14 protein-coding genes are annotated in these 17,017 nt (G+C 69.2%); 5 read left to right on the forward strand and 9 right to left on the reverse strand.

The features are described from left to right. Nucleotides 1-628: 628 nt before the first annotated feature. From IE106_RS30590 to IE106_RS29635, 3 genes are all read left to right on the forward strand, one after another. Nucleotides 629-1,987, forward strand: coding sequence for a hypothetical protein (locus tag IE106_RS30590; RefSeq protein ID WP_229840930.1), 1,359 nt, complete (start codon nt 629-631; stop codon nt 1,985-1,987). Beyond that, a complete protein-coding gene (locus IE106_RS29630; protein WP_189538324.1) occupies nt 1,984-5,133 on the forward strand; it encodes a Helicase associated domain protein in 3,150 nt (1,049 codons plus the stop codon). Before IE106_RS30590 ends, IE106_RS29630 begins: the two co-directional genes overlap by 4 nt. 361 nt (nt 5,134-5,494) lie before the next feature. After that, complete coding sequence (locus IE106_RS29635; RefSeq protein WP_189538325.1) at nt 5,495-6,796, forward strand: hypothetical protein; 1,302 nt, start codon at nt 5,495-5,497, stop codon at nt 6,794-6,796. A gap of 276 nt (nt 6,797-7,072) precedes the next feature. On the opposite strand, the gene IE106_RS30595 is transcribed toward IE106_RS29635, so the two are convergent. Both IE106_RS30595 and IE106_RS29645 read right to left on the reverse strand, forming a co-directional pair. After that, nucleotides 7,073-7,282, reverse strand: a complete 210-nt coding sequence (locus tag IE106_RS30595) for a helix-turn-helix domain-containing protein (protein WP_229840941.1) — start codon at nt 7,280-7,282, stop codon at nt 7,073-7,075. Nucleotides 7,283-7,667: 385 nt separating this feature from the next. After that, nucleotides 7,668-8,519 (reverse strand): hypothetical protein, encoded by an 852-nt coding sequence (locus tag IE106_RS29645; RefSeq protein WP_189538326.1) that lies wholly within the window; start codon nt 8,517-8,519, stop codon nt 7,668-7,670. Nucleotides 8,520-8,784: 265 nt separating this feature from the next. Here IE106_RS29645 and IE106_RS29650 point away from each other — a divergent pair, with 265 nt between their 5' ends. Further along, nucleotides 8,785-8,988, forward strand: coding sequence for a hypothetical protein (locus IE106_RS29650; protein WP_189538327.1), 204 nt, complete (start codon nt 8,785-8,787; stop codon nt 8,986-8,988). Nucleotides 8,989-9,449: 461 nt separating this feature from the next. Here IE106_RS29650 and IE106_RS29655 read toward each other — a convergent pair whose 3' ends face one another. From IE106_RS29655 to IE106_RS29665, 3 genes are read right to left on the reverse strand one after another with little or no spacing between them, the layout of a single operon-like run. Continuing rightward, the gene (locus tag IE106_RS29655) at nt 9,450-10,094 is read right to left on the reverse strand and encodes a magnesium and cobalt transport protein CorA (RefSeq protein ID WP_189538328.1); all 645 of its coding nucleotides are present in this window, start codon (nt 10,092-10,094) and stop codon (nt 9,450-9,452) included. Beyond that, nucleotides 10,091-10,621 carry an RNA polymerase sigma factor gene (locus IE106_RS29660; RefSeq protein WP_189538329.1) on the reverse strand — a complete coding sequence of 177 codons (531 nt, stop codon included), beginning with the start codon at nt 10,619-10,621 and terminating at the stop codon, nt 10,091-10,093. The genes IE106_RS29655 and IE106_RS29660 overlap by 4 nt, the downstream gene beginning before the upstream one ends. Then, nucleotides 10,618-10,893: a hypothetical protein gene (locus tag IE106_RS29665; RefSeq protein WP_229840933.1), complete on the reverse strand. Its 276-nt coding sequence runs from the start codon at nt 10,891-10,893 to the stop codon at nt 10,618-10,620. The genes IE106_RS29660 and IE106_RS29665 overlap by 4 nt, the downstream gene beginning before the upstream one ends. Before the next feature lie 408 nt (nt 10,894-11,301). On the opposite strand from IE106_RS29665, the gene tpg reads away from it, so the two are divergent. After that, nucleotides 11,302-11,865 (forward strand): telomere-protecting terminal protein Tpg, encoded by a 564-nt coding sequence (gene tpg / locus IE106_RS29670; protein ID WP_189538330.1) that lies wholly within the window; start codon nt 11,302-11,304, stop codon nt 11,863-11,865. A gap of 32 nt (nt 11,866-11,897) precedes the next feature. Here tpg and IE106_RS29675 read toward each other — a convergent pair whose 3' ends face one another. The 4 genes from IE106_RS29675 to IE106_RS29690 all read right to left on the reverse strand — a co-directional run bounded on the left by IE106_RS29675 (nt 11,898) and on the right by IE106_RS29690 (nt 16,781). Continuing rightward, nucleotides 11,898-13,010 carry a hypothetical protein gene (locus tag IE106_RS29675; RefSeq protein WP_229840936.1) on the reverse strand — a complete coding sequence of 371 codons (1,113 nt, stop codon included), beginning with the start codon at nt 13,008-13,010 and terminating at the stop codon, nt 11,898-11,900. Nucleotides 13,011-13,021: 11 nt separating this feature from the next. Next, nucleotides 13,022-13,765, reverse strand: a complete 744-nt coding sequence (locus tag IE106_RS29680; protein ID WP_189538331.1) for an AAA family ATPase — start codon at nt 13,763-13,765, stop codon at nt 13,022-13,024. Further along, nucleotides 13,762-15,375: a TnsB C-terminal domain-containing protein gene (locus IE106_RS29685; RefSeq protein ID WP_373296006.1), complete on the reverse strand. Its 1,614-nt coding sequence runs from the start codon at nt 15,373-15,375 to the stop codon at nt 13,762-13,764. The genes IE106_RS29680 and IE106_RS29685 overlap by 4 nt, the downstream gene beginning before the upstream one ends. Nucleotides 15,376-15,542: 167 nt before the next feature. Continuing rightward, a complete protein-coding gene (locus IE106_RS29690; RefSeq protein WP_229840939.1) occupies nt 15,543-16,781 on the reverse strand; it encodes an AAA family ATPase in 1,239 nt (412 codons plus the stop codon). Nucleotides 16,782-17,017: the final 236 nt, after the last annotated feature.

Here is a 17,017-nt window from a genome sequence, read left to right on the forward strand (position 1 = left end):
CCCGCGGAGCGGGTACCACATCGCTGCGCGATGTGCAAGCGGGGCGGTCGCTGCGCTCCCGCTGGCCCGCGCGATGCGCGGGCGGATCCCTGCGCTGCGCTTCGGGATCCAGTGGGGCCGGCCGCTGCGCGACCGGCGCGCCGCGTGATGCGCGGCCGCCCGCTCGACGGAGTGTCACGTGCGGCTAGTGCGACCTCCGGTAGGCGAGTTGGGGAGTGCTCCGCACTCCCGGGGGCGGGTCCGCTGCGCTCCCCCGCCTGACGGTCCTTCAGGCTGCGCCTTCAGAACCTTGGGCCCGCTGTCGCGGGCCGGGCTGGCTGTAAGGGGGTGGGGGTCGCTCGTTCGTGTCGGGTTCTAGTGTAGTGGGTGCCTCAGGATGATGCAGCATGTACCGTTGGCGGAAACACGGGACACCCCCCAACCACCCGGACGGGGTGCGGACCGTGACCCGGTCGGCTTCTCTTTTCCCGGAAGGCAGGAATGGCTAGTGGATACATTCCCTATCTGGAAGCGTTACGTGAGCGCCGTGGATCAGGAATTCGAGCGTGCAGGTTTTCCCGGTGCCTCCCATTCGGTGGCCCGTCATGAGGACCACCAGGGGGCTTGTGTGGCCACGTGGAGCTGGGGGGTGAGCACGCCTCTCGTGAACGCCCAGGAGTGGCCTTCAGGCCTGACGCTGACGTGGTCCTCGCTTTCCGGGCTCTGGACGTACGTCCTGGTCGACGAACACGGCCTGGAGAACACCGAGCTCCTCCCGGTCCCGGCCCTGGCCGCTCCTTCCGCCGTCATCGCCCTGCTGCCCGCCCTGATGGACGGCAGGCGAGGTCTGCTCCCCAGGTCTGAGGAGCGGTGGGAGCACGCCGGGCTGCTGGAGTCGTGGGCGGAGTCCGCGGCCGTGCTCGGAGACGACAAGTACGACGCGGCGTACCAGGCCGCGGAGGAGGAGGCGGAGAGCTTCCTGCGGTGGCAGGAGGAGTTGGACGCCGCCGGGGTCATGGCGGGGCAGCAGGGTGCCGGCCTTTCGGAGGACAGCGGGGAGCCTGCCGGGCTGATCCGCTACCGGGTCGTGGCGCAGCGGACCGTGGCGGAGCACGACGGGGCCGCCACGCTGACGCACTACGCATACGCGCGATCGGTAGAGGAGGCCGTGACGAAGGTACGCCAGGCGTACGAGAAGCCCGGCGGCGTGTACGGCGACCAGGGCCTGTACCGGGTCGTGGAGGTCTGCGAGGACGGTCCGGAAGGCCAGGAGCGCCAGGAGGAAGACGCCCGCCGGCGGTTCGTCAGCATGGTCATGGAGGCCGCTCAGCAGGCCAACAAGGCGCGGCGCCAGCACGTCGAGCCGTACCAGTACGGCATCCTGTGTGACTTCTTCACCCGCGCCATCGTCTTCCCCGGCCAGCGCCCCTACGACGACGGCATGCTCCACACCAGCGACCCCGCCCGCGCCCTCTCCAGCCTGCTCCTGTCCCACCTCGCGATCCACGGCATGCGGGTGGACGACACTCCTGCCCCCGGGGAACTGCTCTCCCCGGCTGAGCGTCCGGCGGCCCGCGAAGTGGAGGATGCCGAGGCGCCGGCGGAACTGGTCGACCGCGTCCTCGCCGTGTGCGAGCAGCACTACGCGGCCGTGACCGGCACCAACTCCAAGTTGTGGGACAGGGAGTCGGCCCGGGAACTCGTGGACGTCGCCCTGCGGACCGTACGCCTGGCGGAGCGGGAGACCTACCCGCAGACGCTGGACGCGTACCTGCACGAGCACGGGGCGCGGCTGGAGCGGCTGTGGCACCGCTACGGCCCCGGTGGCATGTTCGCAGGCGAGCTCGTGCTGATCGACCTGCCCGGCTGCTTCGTGCTGTGCGAGAGGATCGAGACGACCCCGCTCTGGCTCGAAGAGCTCTGGGCGAAGCACGGCCAGGAGGAAACCGCGCTGGAAAGGCTTCAGAACAGCTGGCTGTACGACACGGGTGAAAAGGACGGGCGATGAGCAGGATTCCACTCAAGAAACACCAGGTCGATCAGAAGTCGGCCTTTCGTAGGTGGGTGGGATTCCCTGCAAGGTCATCTGTGCCCCCACAGGGTGCCCGTGGCACGATCGTGTCAGCAACCGGCTCCGGAAAAACGATCATGGCTGCCGCGAGCGCGCTGGAGTGCTTCCCCGAGGGCCGGATCCTCGTGACCGTGCCGACCCTGGACCTGCTCGTACAGACCGCCCAGGCGTGGCGCGCGGTGGGGCACCGCTCCCCCATGGTCGCGGTGTGCTCGCTGGAGAACGACCCGGTGCTGAACGAGCTGGGCGTGCGCACCACCACCAACCCGATCCAGCTCGCCCTGTGGGCTGGGCACGGGCCGGTCATCGTGCTCGCCACGTACGCCTCTCTCGTGGACCGCGAGGACTTCGATGACCCGACGGGCCAGGGACGCACGCGCGGGCCGCTGGAGGCCGCTCTGGCGGGCGGAGAGCGCCTGTACGGGCAGCGGATGGACGGCTTCGACCTCGCGATCATGGATGAGGCCCACGGCACCGCTGGTGATCTCGGGAGGCCGTGGGCGGCGATCCACGACAACGCCCGCATCCCCGCCGACTTCCGGCTGTACCTCACCGCGACCCCTCGGATCCTGGCCTCGCCCCGGCCGCTGCGGGGGAAGGACGGCCAGGAGCTGGAGGTCGCGACCATGGCCGACGACCCGGACGGCACGTACGGCGCGTGGCTGGCCGAACTCGGGCTGAGCGAGGCGATCGAGCGGGAAATCCTCGCCCCGTTCGAGATCGACGTCCTGGAGATCCGCGACCCCTCCCCCGTCCTCGGGGAGTCGGAGGAGGCACAGCGGGGCCGGCGCCTGGCCCTGCTGCAGACCGCCCTCCTGGAGCACGCGGCGGCGTACAACCTGCGTACGGTCATGACCTTCCATCAGAAGGTGGAAGAGGCCGCGGCGTTCGCGGAGGCACTGCCGAAGACCGCTGCCGAGCTGTACATGACCGAGACCGATGACGAGACCATGGTCAAGGCGGAGAAGGAACTGCCCGCGTCGTCGATCGACGCGGAGTTCTACGGCCTGGAGGCCGGCCGCCACGTCCCGCCGGACCGGGTGTGGTCAGCATGGCTGTGCGGCGACCACCTCGTGTCCGAACGCCGGGAAGTTCTGCGGCAGTTCGCCAACGGCATCGACGCCAACAACCGGCGCGTACACCGGGCCTTCCTCGCCTCAGTTCGAGTCCTCGGGGAAGGCGTCGACATCACCGGCGAGCGCGGGGTGGAGGCGATCTGCTTCGCCGACACCCGCGGCTCCCAGGTGGAGATCGTGCAGAACATCGGCCGCGCGCTGAGGCTGAACCGCGACGGCTCCACCAAGGTCGCGCGGATCATCGTGCCGGTCTTCCTGGAGCCGGACGAGGACCCGACCGACATGGTGGCCAGCGCGAGCTTCAAGCCGCTCGTGGCCGTACTCCAGGGCCTGCGCAGCCACGACGAGCGCCTGGTCGAACAACTCGCCTCCCGCGCCCTGACCAGCGGGAAGCGCAAGGTGCACGTCCAGCGCGATGAGGACGGCCGGATCATCGGCACCGACGGCGACGGCGAGGAGCACGACGACACCCAGGCCGCCGCCGAATCAGCCCTACTCCACTTCAGCACCCCCCGGGACGCGGCAACGATCGCGGCTTTCCTGCGCACGAGGGTGTACCGGCCGGACTCGCTGGTGTGGCTGGAGGGCTACCAGGCCCTCATCCGCTGGCGCGCGGAGAACGAGATCACCGGCCTGTACGCCGTCCCGTACGACACCGAGACGACAGTGGGCGTCACCAAGGACTTCCCGCTGGGCAGGTGGGTGCACCAGCAGCGCAAGGCGCTGCGCGCCGGGGAGCTCGAGGAGCGGCGCAAGGAGCTGCTCGACTTGCCGGAGGCCGGGATGGTGTGGGAGCCGGGCGAAGAGGCGTGGGAGACCAAGCTCGCCGCGCTCCGGTCCTACCACCGGGCCACCGGACACCTTGCCCCTCGGCAGGACGCGGTGTGGGGCGAGGGCGACGCGAGGGCACCCATCGGGCAGCACATGGCCAACCTCCGTCGCAAAGGCCAGAAGAACGGCCTGGGCAAAGACCCGGAGCGGGCGGCGGAACGCGCGGCGCAGCTGACAGCGATCGACCCGGACTGGAACTGCCCGTGGCCACTCGACTGGCAGCGGCACTACCGGGTGCTCGCCGACCTGGTCGACGCCGACGGCAGCCTGCCCGACATCGCCCCCGGGGTGCTGATGGACGGCGACGACCTCGGCAAGTGGCTTCAGCGGCAGAAGCAGCCGGGCACCTGGGCGCAGTTGTCGAGCGAACAGCAGGAACGGCTCTCCAAGCTGGGCGTCCAACCGCTTGAGGCCCCGTCTCCCGCCCCGGCGACGGTGCGGTCGAAGGGCTCGGGCAAGACGCAGCAAGCGTTCCAGCGCGGCCTGGCGGCCCTCGCGCAGTGGGTGGAGCGGGAAGGCGCAAACCGTCCGGTGCCGCGCGGGCACAGCGAAGAGATCGTGGTCGATGGCGAGACGGTGGCCGTGAAGCTGGGCGTGTGGGTTTCCAACACCAAATCGAGGCGGGACAAGCTCAGTGCCGAACAGCTCGCCGCCCTCGCCGAACTCGGTGTCGACTGGGCGGGCGCAGCACCCAAGCAGGCCACCCCGGCTGCCCCGGCTCCGACGGACAGCAGCCCGGCACAGCCCATGCCGCCGGAGGTGCCGGCGCAAGGGCAGCACGCCCCCCACGCCGACACGCTGACGGACGAAGAGCGCGAAGCCGAAGCGGCCCGCGGCCGGACGCGCATGCAGCGCCTCACCGAACTGATGCGGAAGCACACCAAGGCCGAACTGCTGCGCATGGCCTACGCCGGCGGCCTGGTGCGCCACAACTCCCCCGAGCAGTGGCGCAAGGACGAAATCGCCTCCGCCGTCATCGACATCGAGCTCCGGGCCGCCGCCCGGGCCCGCGCCGGCCAGCCTCCCGCCCCGCCCGCGTCGGCCGCCCCGCCGAAACGGCCGCGGGTACGGCACCACCATGACGAGTGCGACAAGGTGCTGTACGAGGGCGGCGCCTGCACCTGCGACCTCATCGAGCAGTACGGGCCGCCCTCCGAACGGGAGGACTCCTACTGAAACGACCTCTCACCGCTTCCCCACCTGACCCCGGGCCTGTCGAGGACCGGGGTCTCGTGTTGTGGCGAGGAGTGTGGCGAGGAACTGTACGAGGGCGGGAACTGCACCTGCTGGTCCATCAGGCGGTTCGAGCTACCTCCGAACGGGACGAGTCCAATTGGGAGCTGTTGAACGGCCTCGGCCTTCCGTCTCACGGAGCGCCACCCCACACTGCCACCTCGCCCGGCCGGCCTTCCCCAGCCGCTCTTTCCACCTCGCCTTCTAGCTGCCCATCGGTGTTGCTGTTCGGGATCACCGCCGGAAAAGCGTGGCTGGTGAGTGCGTTGCGTCGATATTGTCGGCCAGCGCAAAGGGGGGTTTTATGAGCACCAAGGTCGTGACTCTGCCGGAGAGTCCGAAGGGCGAGGAGCTCGAGGACTACATAGCCGCGCTGTTCCAGGCGTCCGGTCACTTCGTGGAGAAGCAGATCATCGAGTCGGATCCGTCCGACATCCTCGAACTCGACATCTTCGCGACCTACTACGGGCCCGAGGAGGCGGTGCAGCAGCTGATCGAGGTCAAGAGCGGGAAGTGGGGCTTCACCGACCTGTTTAAGGTCGTGGGGTGGATGGAGTACCTGGGCCTTGAGCGCGGGGCGTTCTTCATGACCCGGTGGGATGACCGCGAGTCCGCTCAGCGGAAGATGGAGCCCCTCGGCCTGGACGTCGTGTGCTTCGACGACTTCGGGGCCGCACCGCGACTGTTCACGGAGAAGGGATTCGGCTCCTTCGCGGAACCGCGGCTCATCGGTCTGTGGCGGCACTCGTACGGGGTCGAGCGCAAGTTCGTCAAGCTGATCCACCAGAAGGAGCGAGCCGGCGCCGAAGGCGCCAAGGCCGCGAAGACCTATCACCGCCAGATCAACAACGGCACCTTCTTCGCCAGGGCCCCGGAGGAATCGCTGGCGCTGCTCTACGACGCGTACAGGGAGCACCCCAAGCTGGCCCTGGGCTACGCACGCGAGATCGACGGAGCCGGGTTCGACCCGCACACGCCCGCGAGCGACAGCCCGAGCTACAAGACGGCGCTCCGGAACGGCACGCACCCTGAGGTCCAGGCGTGCATGTACCTCGAGCACCGGGCGCGGCTGGCCATCCTCAAGGCCGCTGTCGACTACGCACTCGCGCATCCCGATGGCCCGCCCGAGTTCCGTGTGTCTGAGGACGGGAAGTCCTTCTTCTTCCAGGGGCTGGCCTACCACGTCCTGCCGGAGACGTTCCACGATGGCATCGGGTGGCTGCGGAAGCAGTCGAACTTCCGGCGGTACGCGACCTTCTGGCAGCAGTTCCTCTGGGGATGGGGAGGGTTCTACCTCGAAGACAGGGCCGAGGAGGAGTTCGAGTGGATGGCGCAGTACTCCGGCATCCCTGCGGGTGAGATCCCCACAGCCCTCGAAGCCTTCGACCGCTTCTTCCCGATCGCCGGGGACTGGCTCACCACACCGGGCAGCACTGACATCCATATGCTGAAGATGGTGCCGTTCATCTTCCAGGGCATCGGCGCTCACCAGCGCCGCATCCAGTACAACCTGGTCGACAACCTGTCCGCGCTCCGGCCGAGCGCCCCGTACACGATCCCCGATCTCGCGAGGCGCATCAGCTGCGCGGTCGACTTCCTGCTATAGGGGGCATCTGCACCTGTCCCGTTCTCTGTCCAGCCATCAGGTCAAGGGCCAGCCCCGAGATCGGCCCCTACGACAGCAGTGGCCCAAGGCGGCGAAGCCTGGGGCTGATGCAGTCGCACGCGCAGGGAGCCGCGCCTGGTCAAATGGGCCGCACGACGATGCCGTTGGCGCGCGGAATTACGGATAGCCCAGGAGGGGCCTTCAGCCCGGCCGACACGCTGCGGGCTGTCGCTCCTCTTGGGTGGCGCGCACGTCATTTCACAGGGCACAGCGTAATCAGCGTGGGTTGACCGGCGCCTGCTTGAACAACTCACGCACGTACTCGAGCACAGCGGCTTCGGGGATGCGGAAGGACTTGCCGGAGGCGGTGCGGACAGCCGGCAGGTGCCCGCCGTGCACCAGCCGGTAGACGGTCTGCTTCGACACCCGCATGACAGAAGCGGTCTCCGCCACGGTGAGAAGGACGGGCGCGGCCTGTACTGCCAGGCGCGTGGTGACGACGGTGAGTGCGGTACGCAGTTGCTGCGACGTGGTTGAGTCGAGATCGTCCCAGGACAGGGAGCTGAGGGCTTCCAGGGCCTCTGGCAGAGCGTCGATCGCTTCAGGCCCTTCATGAACACGAAGGCGGTCCATGACGTCGCGCAGCCTCTGCAGGCCTGCGTCGTCACTGGTCAGGGAGCCGAGCGCAGTGAGGATGTCGGTGACGGCCTGCTCCGTCACGGGCCCGGTTCCGTGGACGACGGTGTTGCGCAGATGGGTGATGGTGCGGATGGCCTTGGCGGTGCTCTGCGGGGTCCGCTCCCGGAGGCGCCGTGCTGCGTCAGTGCCTAGCGATGACGCGTTGAGCAGTGCGTTGAACTCGTCGTCTCGGCTATTCATCGCGGTCCCCCCTCCTGTTCTGCTTCGCTTTGGTTCTCCAGCGGTACATCAGGCCCTCGACGGCTCGGACGGTCGTGGCGTCCACCAGTTCCCGGATCTCCTCCTGTGAGTAGCCGTCCAGCGTCAGGGCCACGACCGCCTTGAGGCGCGGATCGGTGATCTGCCCGAGTTCGTCCAGGACGCTCAGGTTGCCCAAGACTTCCTGGGCAACGCTGACCGTGCTGACGGGCGGGCTGTAGAGCTCCTTCTCCCGGCGCAGGGCGCGGTACTGCCGGGCCTCGCTGGCCCGGTGCCGGCGGAATTCGTTGGGGAAGTCGTACGCACACGCCCCCATGAAGTAGGTGGTAATGCTCGCTCCTCCTTCTGGGGCCCACCTCTTGTCGACCAGCGCCTGCTGACGGAAGCGCGGCAAAGCCCGGGCGATGGTCATGGTGGCCAGTTCCTCGCGCAAGTCGCTGTCGGTGGCGAGATCCTCCAGATCCAGTTCGTGCGGGTTGAGGCCGAATCCACGCTGAGCGACCAGGTCGAAGATGTAGCCGGAGTGCATCCAGCCGCGCAGGACAGAGATTCCGTAGCGGACGAGCTCCTCCACGAACCGGTCGTAGAGCGGGCCCTGGAAGCCGTCCTGCTCGAGCATGGCCACCAAGCGTCCGTCGGCCAGCCGGCGGTCGATGCTCGCCTGCAGCCGCCGGGCCTCCTTGGTCTGGCGGCCGCTCATGGCGCGCAGGTCCTCCGAGGTGACGGGGGCACCGAGCAGCCGTCGGGCGTCAGGCCGACCGTCTTCAGGTTGTAGGTTGCGGGCGCGCGCGGCCGCGACCTCCTCACCCGCGCCGTCGCCCTGCATGCCCTCCCCTTCCGGTTGTCGTCTCCGCCCCCTTTAGCTGTGCAAGGGGACGGCTCGCCACCAACCGCGCCAGCCCACTCGCAAGCTCTCGGGCCGCCGCGGCCGGCGCCGAGACGACCCCTTGTAAGTGCGCCCCCCACGGCCACCCCACGGACTTTTCCAAGATTTTTTCGCGGTCCGGGAAGCCAGGAAATCAGACCGTGGGGTGGTGCCCGGGCGAGCACTTATGAGTGGACGACACATCATCAACCTCTGGGGAGAAATAGTGAGTTCGCCCGCGCCGACGCCGCAAGGGCCGGCCCCGTTCCTGACGATCCACACGGCCGTAGTCCTTCTGATCGCGGTCGTCATCGGCCTGGTCGTCGGAGGGCTCACCTTCCTCAGCGGCGGGGCCGTGGCCGCTGCTGTCCTGGCCGGACTGACCGCAGCCGGTTTCAGCGTGCCGGTGCTCCGCTCACTCATCGGCTGAGGTCCGGCCACGGTCTTCATGGATCTTTCGAAGGAAGGCACCGTGGATCAACTCCTCGCAAGGCTTCAGGATGGGGGTTGCCGGCTGGTGGTCGTTGCCTCTCGGTTCGGGAGTGGCGTTGGCATCAGGGTGGGCACGGCTCGTGCAGTCAGGTGGGCGCGCTCGGTGGTGGGTCTCCGTCGGTCCGTGTGGGCTTTGGGCCTCCTGTCTGATGTCGCGTGGCCGGGGATTGGGCTGATGGTTTGTTTGCGGTGGTGAGTGCTGGGGTCCAGCCTTGGCTGATGGGAGAGCTCCGTAAGTCGACTCACGGAGCTTTCGGACAACGCAGTGGCGGTCCACCCCCGCGTTTGCGGGGAGCGGACCGCCACTTCAACGAGTCGTCAGGCCTTCTTGCGTGAAGGCCTCATGGAGGCTGGTCTACAAAGGCTCTCCTGTCTGTGGGCGCGTGGCGCGCTGTGGTGTCAGCACCGTGGTCCGCCGGTGGTGTGGTCCAGGTGCGTCAGGAAGTCTTCGATCTCCTGCACGAGAGCTTGTGTTGCTGCAGACAGTCCGGTTCCGGCTTCCCCCAGGGCCCGGTCGACCTTGTCTGCGGCTACGCGCGTGCCAACTGCCCGGCACGCAAAGCTGCGCGCGAATGACTTGAAAGCTTCCTCAGTGCGTTCTTCCCCACGCCTGTTGCATGCCGATAGCCTTTCTTCGTTTTCGGCATCGAGGATATGAAGATAGTCGCACGCATCCTCATCGCCCTTGAGAGCCGCCTTCTCCCACCAGATTCGCGCCAGATCGTCTTTGTCCAAGAACTCAAAGATTTCTGCCACGCGTCGCGTTTCCTGTGGTGTCGCGGAATTCACGATCTCCTTCTTCAGGAGATTGCTTAGTTCCCTGAAAACGCTGGTTCGATGGTTTCCGTTGATGTTTTCCAGGCACAGGGCGGGGGCCGGGGGCCAGCCCGAAGGCTGGCCCCCCTCCGCCTGGACAGGGTCCTCTGTGATCCGAGAACCCTTCGAAATTGCCTGTTCAGAGCCTTCGAGCAGAAGCCAGAGGGCGAGGAGCCGGATGGTTCCCCGCTCCTCGGGCTGGTGCGTCCAGTCGGACAGGTATGTCATGCGGTGGCCTCCTCGCTGTGCTTGTCGATGGACTTCTTCAGGTTGTTGGCGGCGGCTTTGATGTAGCGCTTCACCGACTCCTCCTTTATCTGGAGGCGCTGCGCAACCTCTGCAGTACTGAGGTCCTGCAAAATGCACAGGGTGATGACCTCGCGCTGCCGTTCAGGAAGGGCGGAGACGAGTTCTCCGATTCCTTCCTTAATCATTTCGTAGGCGGCATCGGGGATGCCGATGCCTGATTCCGTTTCGGGCAGTTCATGAACCGGTACCGGCACCGTGACCATCCGCTTGTTCCGGCGGAACTGGTCGATGACCGCCCGCTTCACTGCGGTGCGGCCGTAAGCGGTGAGCGACCCCTCCCGTTCGGAGATCGTCTCCCACCGCCGGTACATGTTCAGGTAGACGTCCTGCACAGCGTCCTGGGCGCTGTGCAGGTCGCCTGCCTGGGTTCGGGCCAGTCGGGAGAACGCCTCGATGGTCTCGAGGACAAAGGACTCGAAGTCCGCTCCCGGTGCGGCCTCGCTCACGCGGCCTCCCGCGTGGCGATGGCCCGGTGGCCGGCCGGGTCGGCGGCGTCCTTGCGGAACAGCCAGGCCGGCTGGCCCTGCTCGAAGCGGGCGGCGGCGCCGCCGTTCGGCAGGGAGTGCGCCATCGCGACCATGGTGGCGCGCTGCTCGCGCTCCGCATGGGTCTCGATGTACGCCTTCACGAGCATCTCCACGACGCCCTTGGCGCGGCGCATCGCGAAGAACAGCAGGATCAGCAGGGAACCCCGCCCGCTCCTGCCCAGTACGACCAAGTCATCGACCAGGCCTTCCAGTAGTGACGAACTCGTTGACGAGGGCCGAAGCCCTCATCCCTTACACGCCACCGGGGCCGGGATCCGGATGCCCGGGACCAAGATTTTTTCCCAACTGCCCCCGCATTCCCGTCCGTCCCGCTGTTTCCGCAGATCACAGAGGTGTAGACGTGACAGGAAAGTCGTTGAGGCGAGGGCCGAGGAGGGCTTCGTCGATACCCGGGCCGGATGAACATCGTGGGCCGGAGACGGTGCGGCACACCCCTGGACCGTCACGTGCCCGGATGTCGTAGCCGACGGCCGTCGGTGCTGTCACGAAGACACCGAAACCGGCGGGCATGAGCCGCCGGGTGTGCGAGATCTGGCATCACGGGCGTGGGAGGCAACCCGCAGTCCGGTCAAGAGGGGATGAACGTGGGAGAGATCGCGCACGGGCTGGAGCGCGCGCTGCGTACCCGGCCCGTTCCGTCAAGCGCTGGGGCCCGCTTGCGGTTTTTGCTGGCGGCGCACCAGGGTTCCACCCGGAGGGTTGCCGCTGTGCTAGGGGTGTCGCAGCGCACTGTGCAGCGGTGGGTGACGAAGAAGCCCGGAGCGCGTCGTCTGCCGGGGCCGCTGCAGGCCCAGGCGATCGAGGAGGCTGTCCTGGCGCGGTGGCAGCCGCGAGTACGGGCTCGTCGGCGTGCCCAGGCCGAGGCGGAAGGCTTCGTCTTCCATACCAGGGCGCGGTTCGGGTTTGCTGCTGCGGCAGGTTCCTCGGACGATCCGCGGGTGCGGTGGATCACACAGGATCTGCCGGGAGAGGTGGCTCGGGAGCTGTTCGCCGCCCGGGATGCCGGCGCGGGCGAGCAGCAGCAGACGGTGATACTCGCCCGTGCGCTGGGACACGCCTACTTTCGCGAATGGGGCTGCCGGGCCCACGGCCTGCACGTGGCTTTCAGCGACATTGAGTTCGCCGACTTCTCGATCGGCTGAGCCTGGCCCATCGAGCGAGCACTGCAGGGTGGTCAGCGTTGCGACGGCTTGGCGCGCCTGGCCGGTATCGCTTCGTACTTCTCGGCTTCCTGCCGCTCGCGCCAGTCCCACTCCACCCGGCCGACCGGGCCTTTGCGGCGGCCTGTGGGCGGCTGGGGCGGGCGTAGTCTGGCCGTCTCCGCAACGCGCAGCAAGTGGGCACGGTCACCGGGCGCGGCGAGCAGCTCTTGGTCCTCGCCGGAGAGGAGCCGGGTGAAGCTGGTTGCGGCCCGCAGGAAGATGCTGGCCCAGGGTGGTACGGGGTAGGCGGCGCAGCCGTCGGTGTAGCGGGCGCGGTCGTGCAGGGCGAGCGTGGCCGCGGCCGTGTCGTAGTCGCGAGGGCGTGCGGTGGCGAGTTGCTGGAGGGAGGCGCCGGTGAACAGCGCGGTGGCAAGGGCTGCGGCCAGGCGAGGATGTGCGGTCGCCGCGTGCAGCCGGTGGGCGACTCGCTGGGCGGTGTACGCGGTGAGAGGCACGGGTGGTGGGCGGTGCCGCCAGGCGATCGGCGGTGGCGTGCACGGGGCGACGCAGGCGCGGGGGCTGTCGTAGGAGACGAGGCGGTCAAGTGCCGGCAGGGTGAGCCATCGGCTGGCCGGCCCGGTGGGCTCCTCTGCCGACGGGGGCTCGGCAATAGGAGTGCCGTAGTAGTGGCGGCGGGCTGCCTCGAAGTCGGCGGTGACGGAGTAGTCGGCCGTCCGCACGGCCTGGTGCAGAGCTGCGGGAAGGTGAGGGCGGTGGCAAATCAAGGTCAAGTGAATCCCGGTGCGGGCCTGTAGCTGCAGGAGGCGCATCGTGCGGCGGGCGGTGAGGCGGTGAGCGCGCAGGACGGTCAGCCGGGTGACGGGCAGGGCGGCCATCCAAGCAGTGGCGGCTTCCCAGGCGGGCTGGCGGCCGCCGGGAAAGCGGCCCGGGAGCAGGGGCGGTTTGCCCAGGGCGGCGAGTAGGTCGTGGGCGAGGCCGGTTTCGCTGGTGGTGCCCGGGCCGGGGTGCAGGGTGATCCGGCCGGACGGCGGATGGTGGGCGGCCAGAGCGGTGTGCGTGTGCAGCACGTCGTCGTGGCGGTCGAGAACCACGGTGACGGGTGGCAGCGGCGGGGCAGGAGGCATGGACGGTGTGGTCAGGCGAGGCGGCTGAAGGCCCAGCGCAGCAGCTCCTGGTCGACGCGGGGGCGGCCGGTGCGGGCCAGTGCGGTACGGGTGTGGGCGGTCAGCTGGGCCCAGGCGCGGAAGTTGCCGTGCGCGGCGTGGCTGTCGGCGAAGGCGATGTCGCCGGGGTCGGCGTCGGCCCAGACCGGGTGGAAGAGCGGGATCACCTCGAGGACCTCGTCGGGTGTGAGGCGGGTGAACTGCTGCCAGATGAAGACACGGGAGGACAGCATCGGTTCGCGGCGCAGCACGGTGTGGCAGCCTGCGCCGCCGACGAAGATGATCGCGAGCTGGGTGGAGGGTTCGTCCCAGAGGTAGCGGAAGTATTCGAAGGCCTCCCCGTTGAGCCACTGGGCCTCGTCGACGAGGAAGGTGCGGGGGCGTTCGGCCAGGGCCGTCTTCAGCAGACGGTCGAACTCGCTGGGGTGGCGTGGGGGCTCGCCGGCCAGGTCGAGCGCGGTGAACAGTTCGTAGCGCACTGCGCGGGCGGTGGGACGGGCCCGGAAGGTGATCTTGCGGACGTCCTCGCCGGGTTCGAGTTCGCGCAGGCAGGTGTTGACGGCGAGGGTCTTGCCGAAGCCGGCGCCGCCGTGGATGCACATCATCGCGCGTGCGGCGACCGTGTCGCCGATGTTCTCCCGGGCAGTGAGCAGGGCGCGGGTGGTGACCACAGACGCGTCCGGCAGGTCGACGTACTGGTAGGTGGCCGCGGTCACGAGGCGTCTCCGTCTTCATCGGTGGTGGGACGTGCGGCCCGCTCATCGCGGCCGTCCGGGGCGGAAGCGCCATCACGGCCGGACGGGCACCGGACGGGCGGGCCTGGCGTGGTCAGCGCAGTCAGGGAAGCAGGGGTACGCCAGTCGGCCGGGGGCGCGCCGAGCGGGATGAGGTCCGGCATCGCGAGCTGCGCGAGGTCGGAGTCAGCAGTCCGGGCGAGTTCGGCCTCGGCCTGCGCACCGGTCAGCGCGCCGAGCCGCTGAGGTGCCTCGGGCTGGTTCACGGCGGCATAGCGCTCGCGCTGCGAGGCCTCCAGGTCCTTTTTCAAACGGCGGGAGCGAGCGGCCCGCGCCCTTCGTACGGCGCTGATCTGTTCGTCGGTGGCCTGATCGGCCAGGTCCGCGGGGCCCAGGTAGCGGCCGGTGGCGGCGTCGTAGACCTCGATGCGGTGGTCGTGGTGGGGCATGAAGCGCACTCGGACCTGGGTCCCGGCCTGGCCGGTCATCCACGGCCCCACGTAGTCGCGTTTCCTGAAGCGGATGCCGCGGGTGGTCAGCGTGCGGGTGCCGGCGTCCTCCAGGGTGAACGTCCACAGATCCGCAGCCGGCACGTCCCGCAGCGGAGTGGGATCGTCCTGCCACGCCTCAAGCGGGGTCTTGCCACGCAACGGCGCCGGGCGGTGCTCGGTGTTCCACCACAGCGTCCAATCCAGCAGCCGGGCGGTGAAGTCCTCGAAGCCGAGCAGCACTTCGTCCTTCGGGCGGGCAGCCCGTTTGCCCGGGCGTGGCTGGCGGGCGTAGCCGGGCAGCGAGGCCAGGAACATGCTCTCCACCGCCCGGTTCAGCCCCTCCACGGTGCCCTTGAGGTGGGGGGTGTAGGCGGGCAGGTCCTCCACCGTGACGTCCAGGAGATCAAACGCTGCGGTCACCGTCCTCGACAGGAAGTCCTTGCCGCGGTCCACCCGTACCTTCTCGGGCACGCCGCCGAACGGGCCGTAGGGGTCCTCATGCAGGACCGCGGAGCGCAGCGCGGCCAGCACAGACTCCCGCGACGGATGCACCGGCGTGACCGCGACACCGGTGACCGCGTTCGTCGCACAGTCGGTGAACCAGGTGATCCACGGCCTGCGGGCCTTGCCCTCGACATCGACCAGCACCGGCACCTGGACGTGATCGGTCTCCCACACATGGTTGCGCCAGCCCCGCGGCCGGGCCAGGAACACATCATGCTTGCGCGCTGCCCGCTCCCCTCCCGCGAGCCCGGCCCGCTCCCCCGGCGTCAGATCCCGGCGGATCGCCCGGTGCAGCGTCGTCAGCGACGGCGCGTTGGCAGGCGGAGACTGCCTGGCAGCACGCAGCACCAGTTCGCGGTGGACCGCCCGCACGTTCCCCTTCCACAGCGCCAACAGTCCACGGACCTCGGGCGTGACCGTGAACCTCGCATCGACCCGGGAGCGTGCGCCGGGGTAGGCGGCTGCGGTCTCATCGCTCTGAGCGGTGGCCAGCCAGCGCCACACCGTGCGCTCCGACACCCCCAGCGCGTCCGCAGCCACCCGCACGTGGCCTGCTGTCAGCTTCTTGGCTGCCCGCAGCGCGAGCAGCCGCCGCACAGCCGGACCACGCAGCGCCGTCCTCGACACCGCAGGCAGTCCGCCGTCTGGGCGGATGGCGTCGCCGTCCTTCATGTCAGCTCCCCTCGGGCGGGTGGGACGTCATGTGCTTGCCGGTGGCCGGGAGCATGCGATCGCCCTCCCGTCTCTTGCAGGAGCGCTTTCGTTCACAGTGGCGGCGCGACCCGCTTAAACAGCCGCCTCAGCAAAGCCCGGTCGACGGACGCATCAGCGGTGGCGAGCAGCGCGTTCTGCAGGTGCGCAGTCAAAGCGGCCCACGTACGGAACGTGCCGTGCGCGCACGACCGGTCGATCCACGTCAGCTCCGACGCCGGTACGGTGCGCCACAGCGGATGGAAGCCAGTCACCACGGTCGCCACTTCCGCTCCGGTCAAGCGTGGAACCTCCTGCCACGCGCCGACCCGTGATGCCAGCTGCGGCAGCCGGGACAGCGCCCGCTCACTGCCCGCCCCGACCAGCACCAGCGTGATCCGGGTACCGGGGTGGTCCCACAGACTCTGCAGGTACTCCAGGCACGGCACGGGCAGGCGCTGCGCCTCATCGACCACCAGCACCCGCGCCTCACCCAAGGCCCCCGTGACCGCGGCGTCCGCCAGCGCCGACGTGTGCGGAAAGCGGCCCGCCAGCCCCAGAGCGTCGAACATCGCCCGCCTCATGCCGGCCACCGACGGGCGCACCGGTACCGGCACCCACGTCACCTTCCAACCCGGGGGCACTTCACGGAGCGCCATCCGCACGGCCGCGGTCTTGCCCCGGCCCGGGTCGCCGAACACACACACCGCACCCTGAACCGCCATCGCCTGCCCGACCGCCTCGGCCACCGCCCGCACCGACGACGTCCGCACCAGCTGCGCGCCCGCCGGCAACGCCACACCCGCCAGCGCACCGTTCTCCCCCACCAGCAAGCTCCCGGTCGCCTCTCGTACGAGACGCGACAGCCGACGCGCAGCCACTTTCGCCGCGCCTGCCTCACTCGGTCCGGCCAGGGCCAGGTCAGCCAGTGCCTGCCGCGTTTGCTGTTCTTCCCGCTCCCGCCGCGCCACCGCGCGGTCCGGCAGGACCCTGCCGGCCTGAAGGTCCCGGCGCACCGCCCGGTGCAACGACGCCAGGGAGGGCACCTCGCCCCCGGCCGCCTTGAGATGCCGGTGCAGCGCCGCCACATTCCCGCCCGCCTGAGCCAGCACCTCCCACATCTGGTCGGACACCTCCAGCCGGGCCCGCGGCCTGCGCTCGACACGGCCCTCCGCCCACGCAGCCTCCAACCAGCGCCACACCGTGCGCACATTCACCCCGCCGACCTGGGCGCCCGCACGCACATGCGCCGTCGTCAACACCCCGGCCGCATCCAGCTCCAGCAGCCGCGCAACCAACACCGGTCTGGACACCCTCAGCCCCGCCGTGACCTCACCCCACGCGCCCGGCTCCCCCACCCCACACCCTTCCGCCCGCGGAACCCGTCACCGACCACCGTGCCGCCGCGCAGTCCTCGGAAGGATCAGAAGTGCCGTTCTCGAGACAGTGGAGCGGAGTGAGGTGTACCGCTCCATGACAGCCACGCCCGCCCCAGGTACCGCCCCGTGTCAGTGACCACGCCCCCGCTCAACATCCGACCAGCGACAAC

The organism is Streptomyces roseolilacinus (assembly GCF_014649335.1).
GTDB lineage: Bacteria > Actinomycetota > Actinomycetes > Streptomycetales > Streptomycetaceae > Streptomyces > Streptomyces roseolilacinus.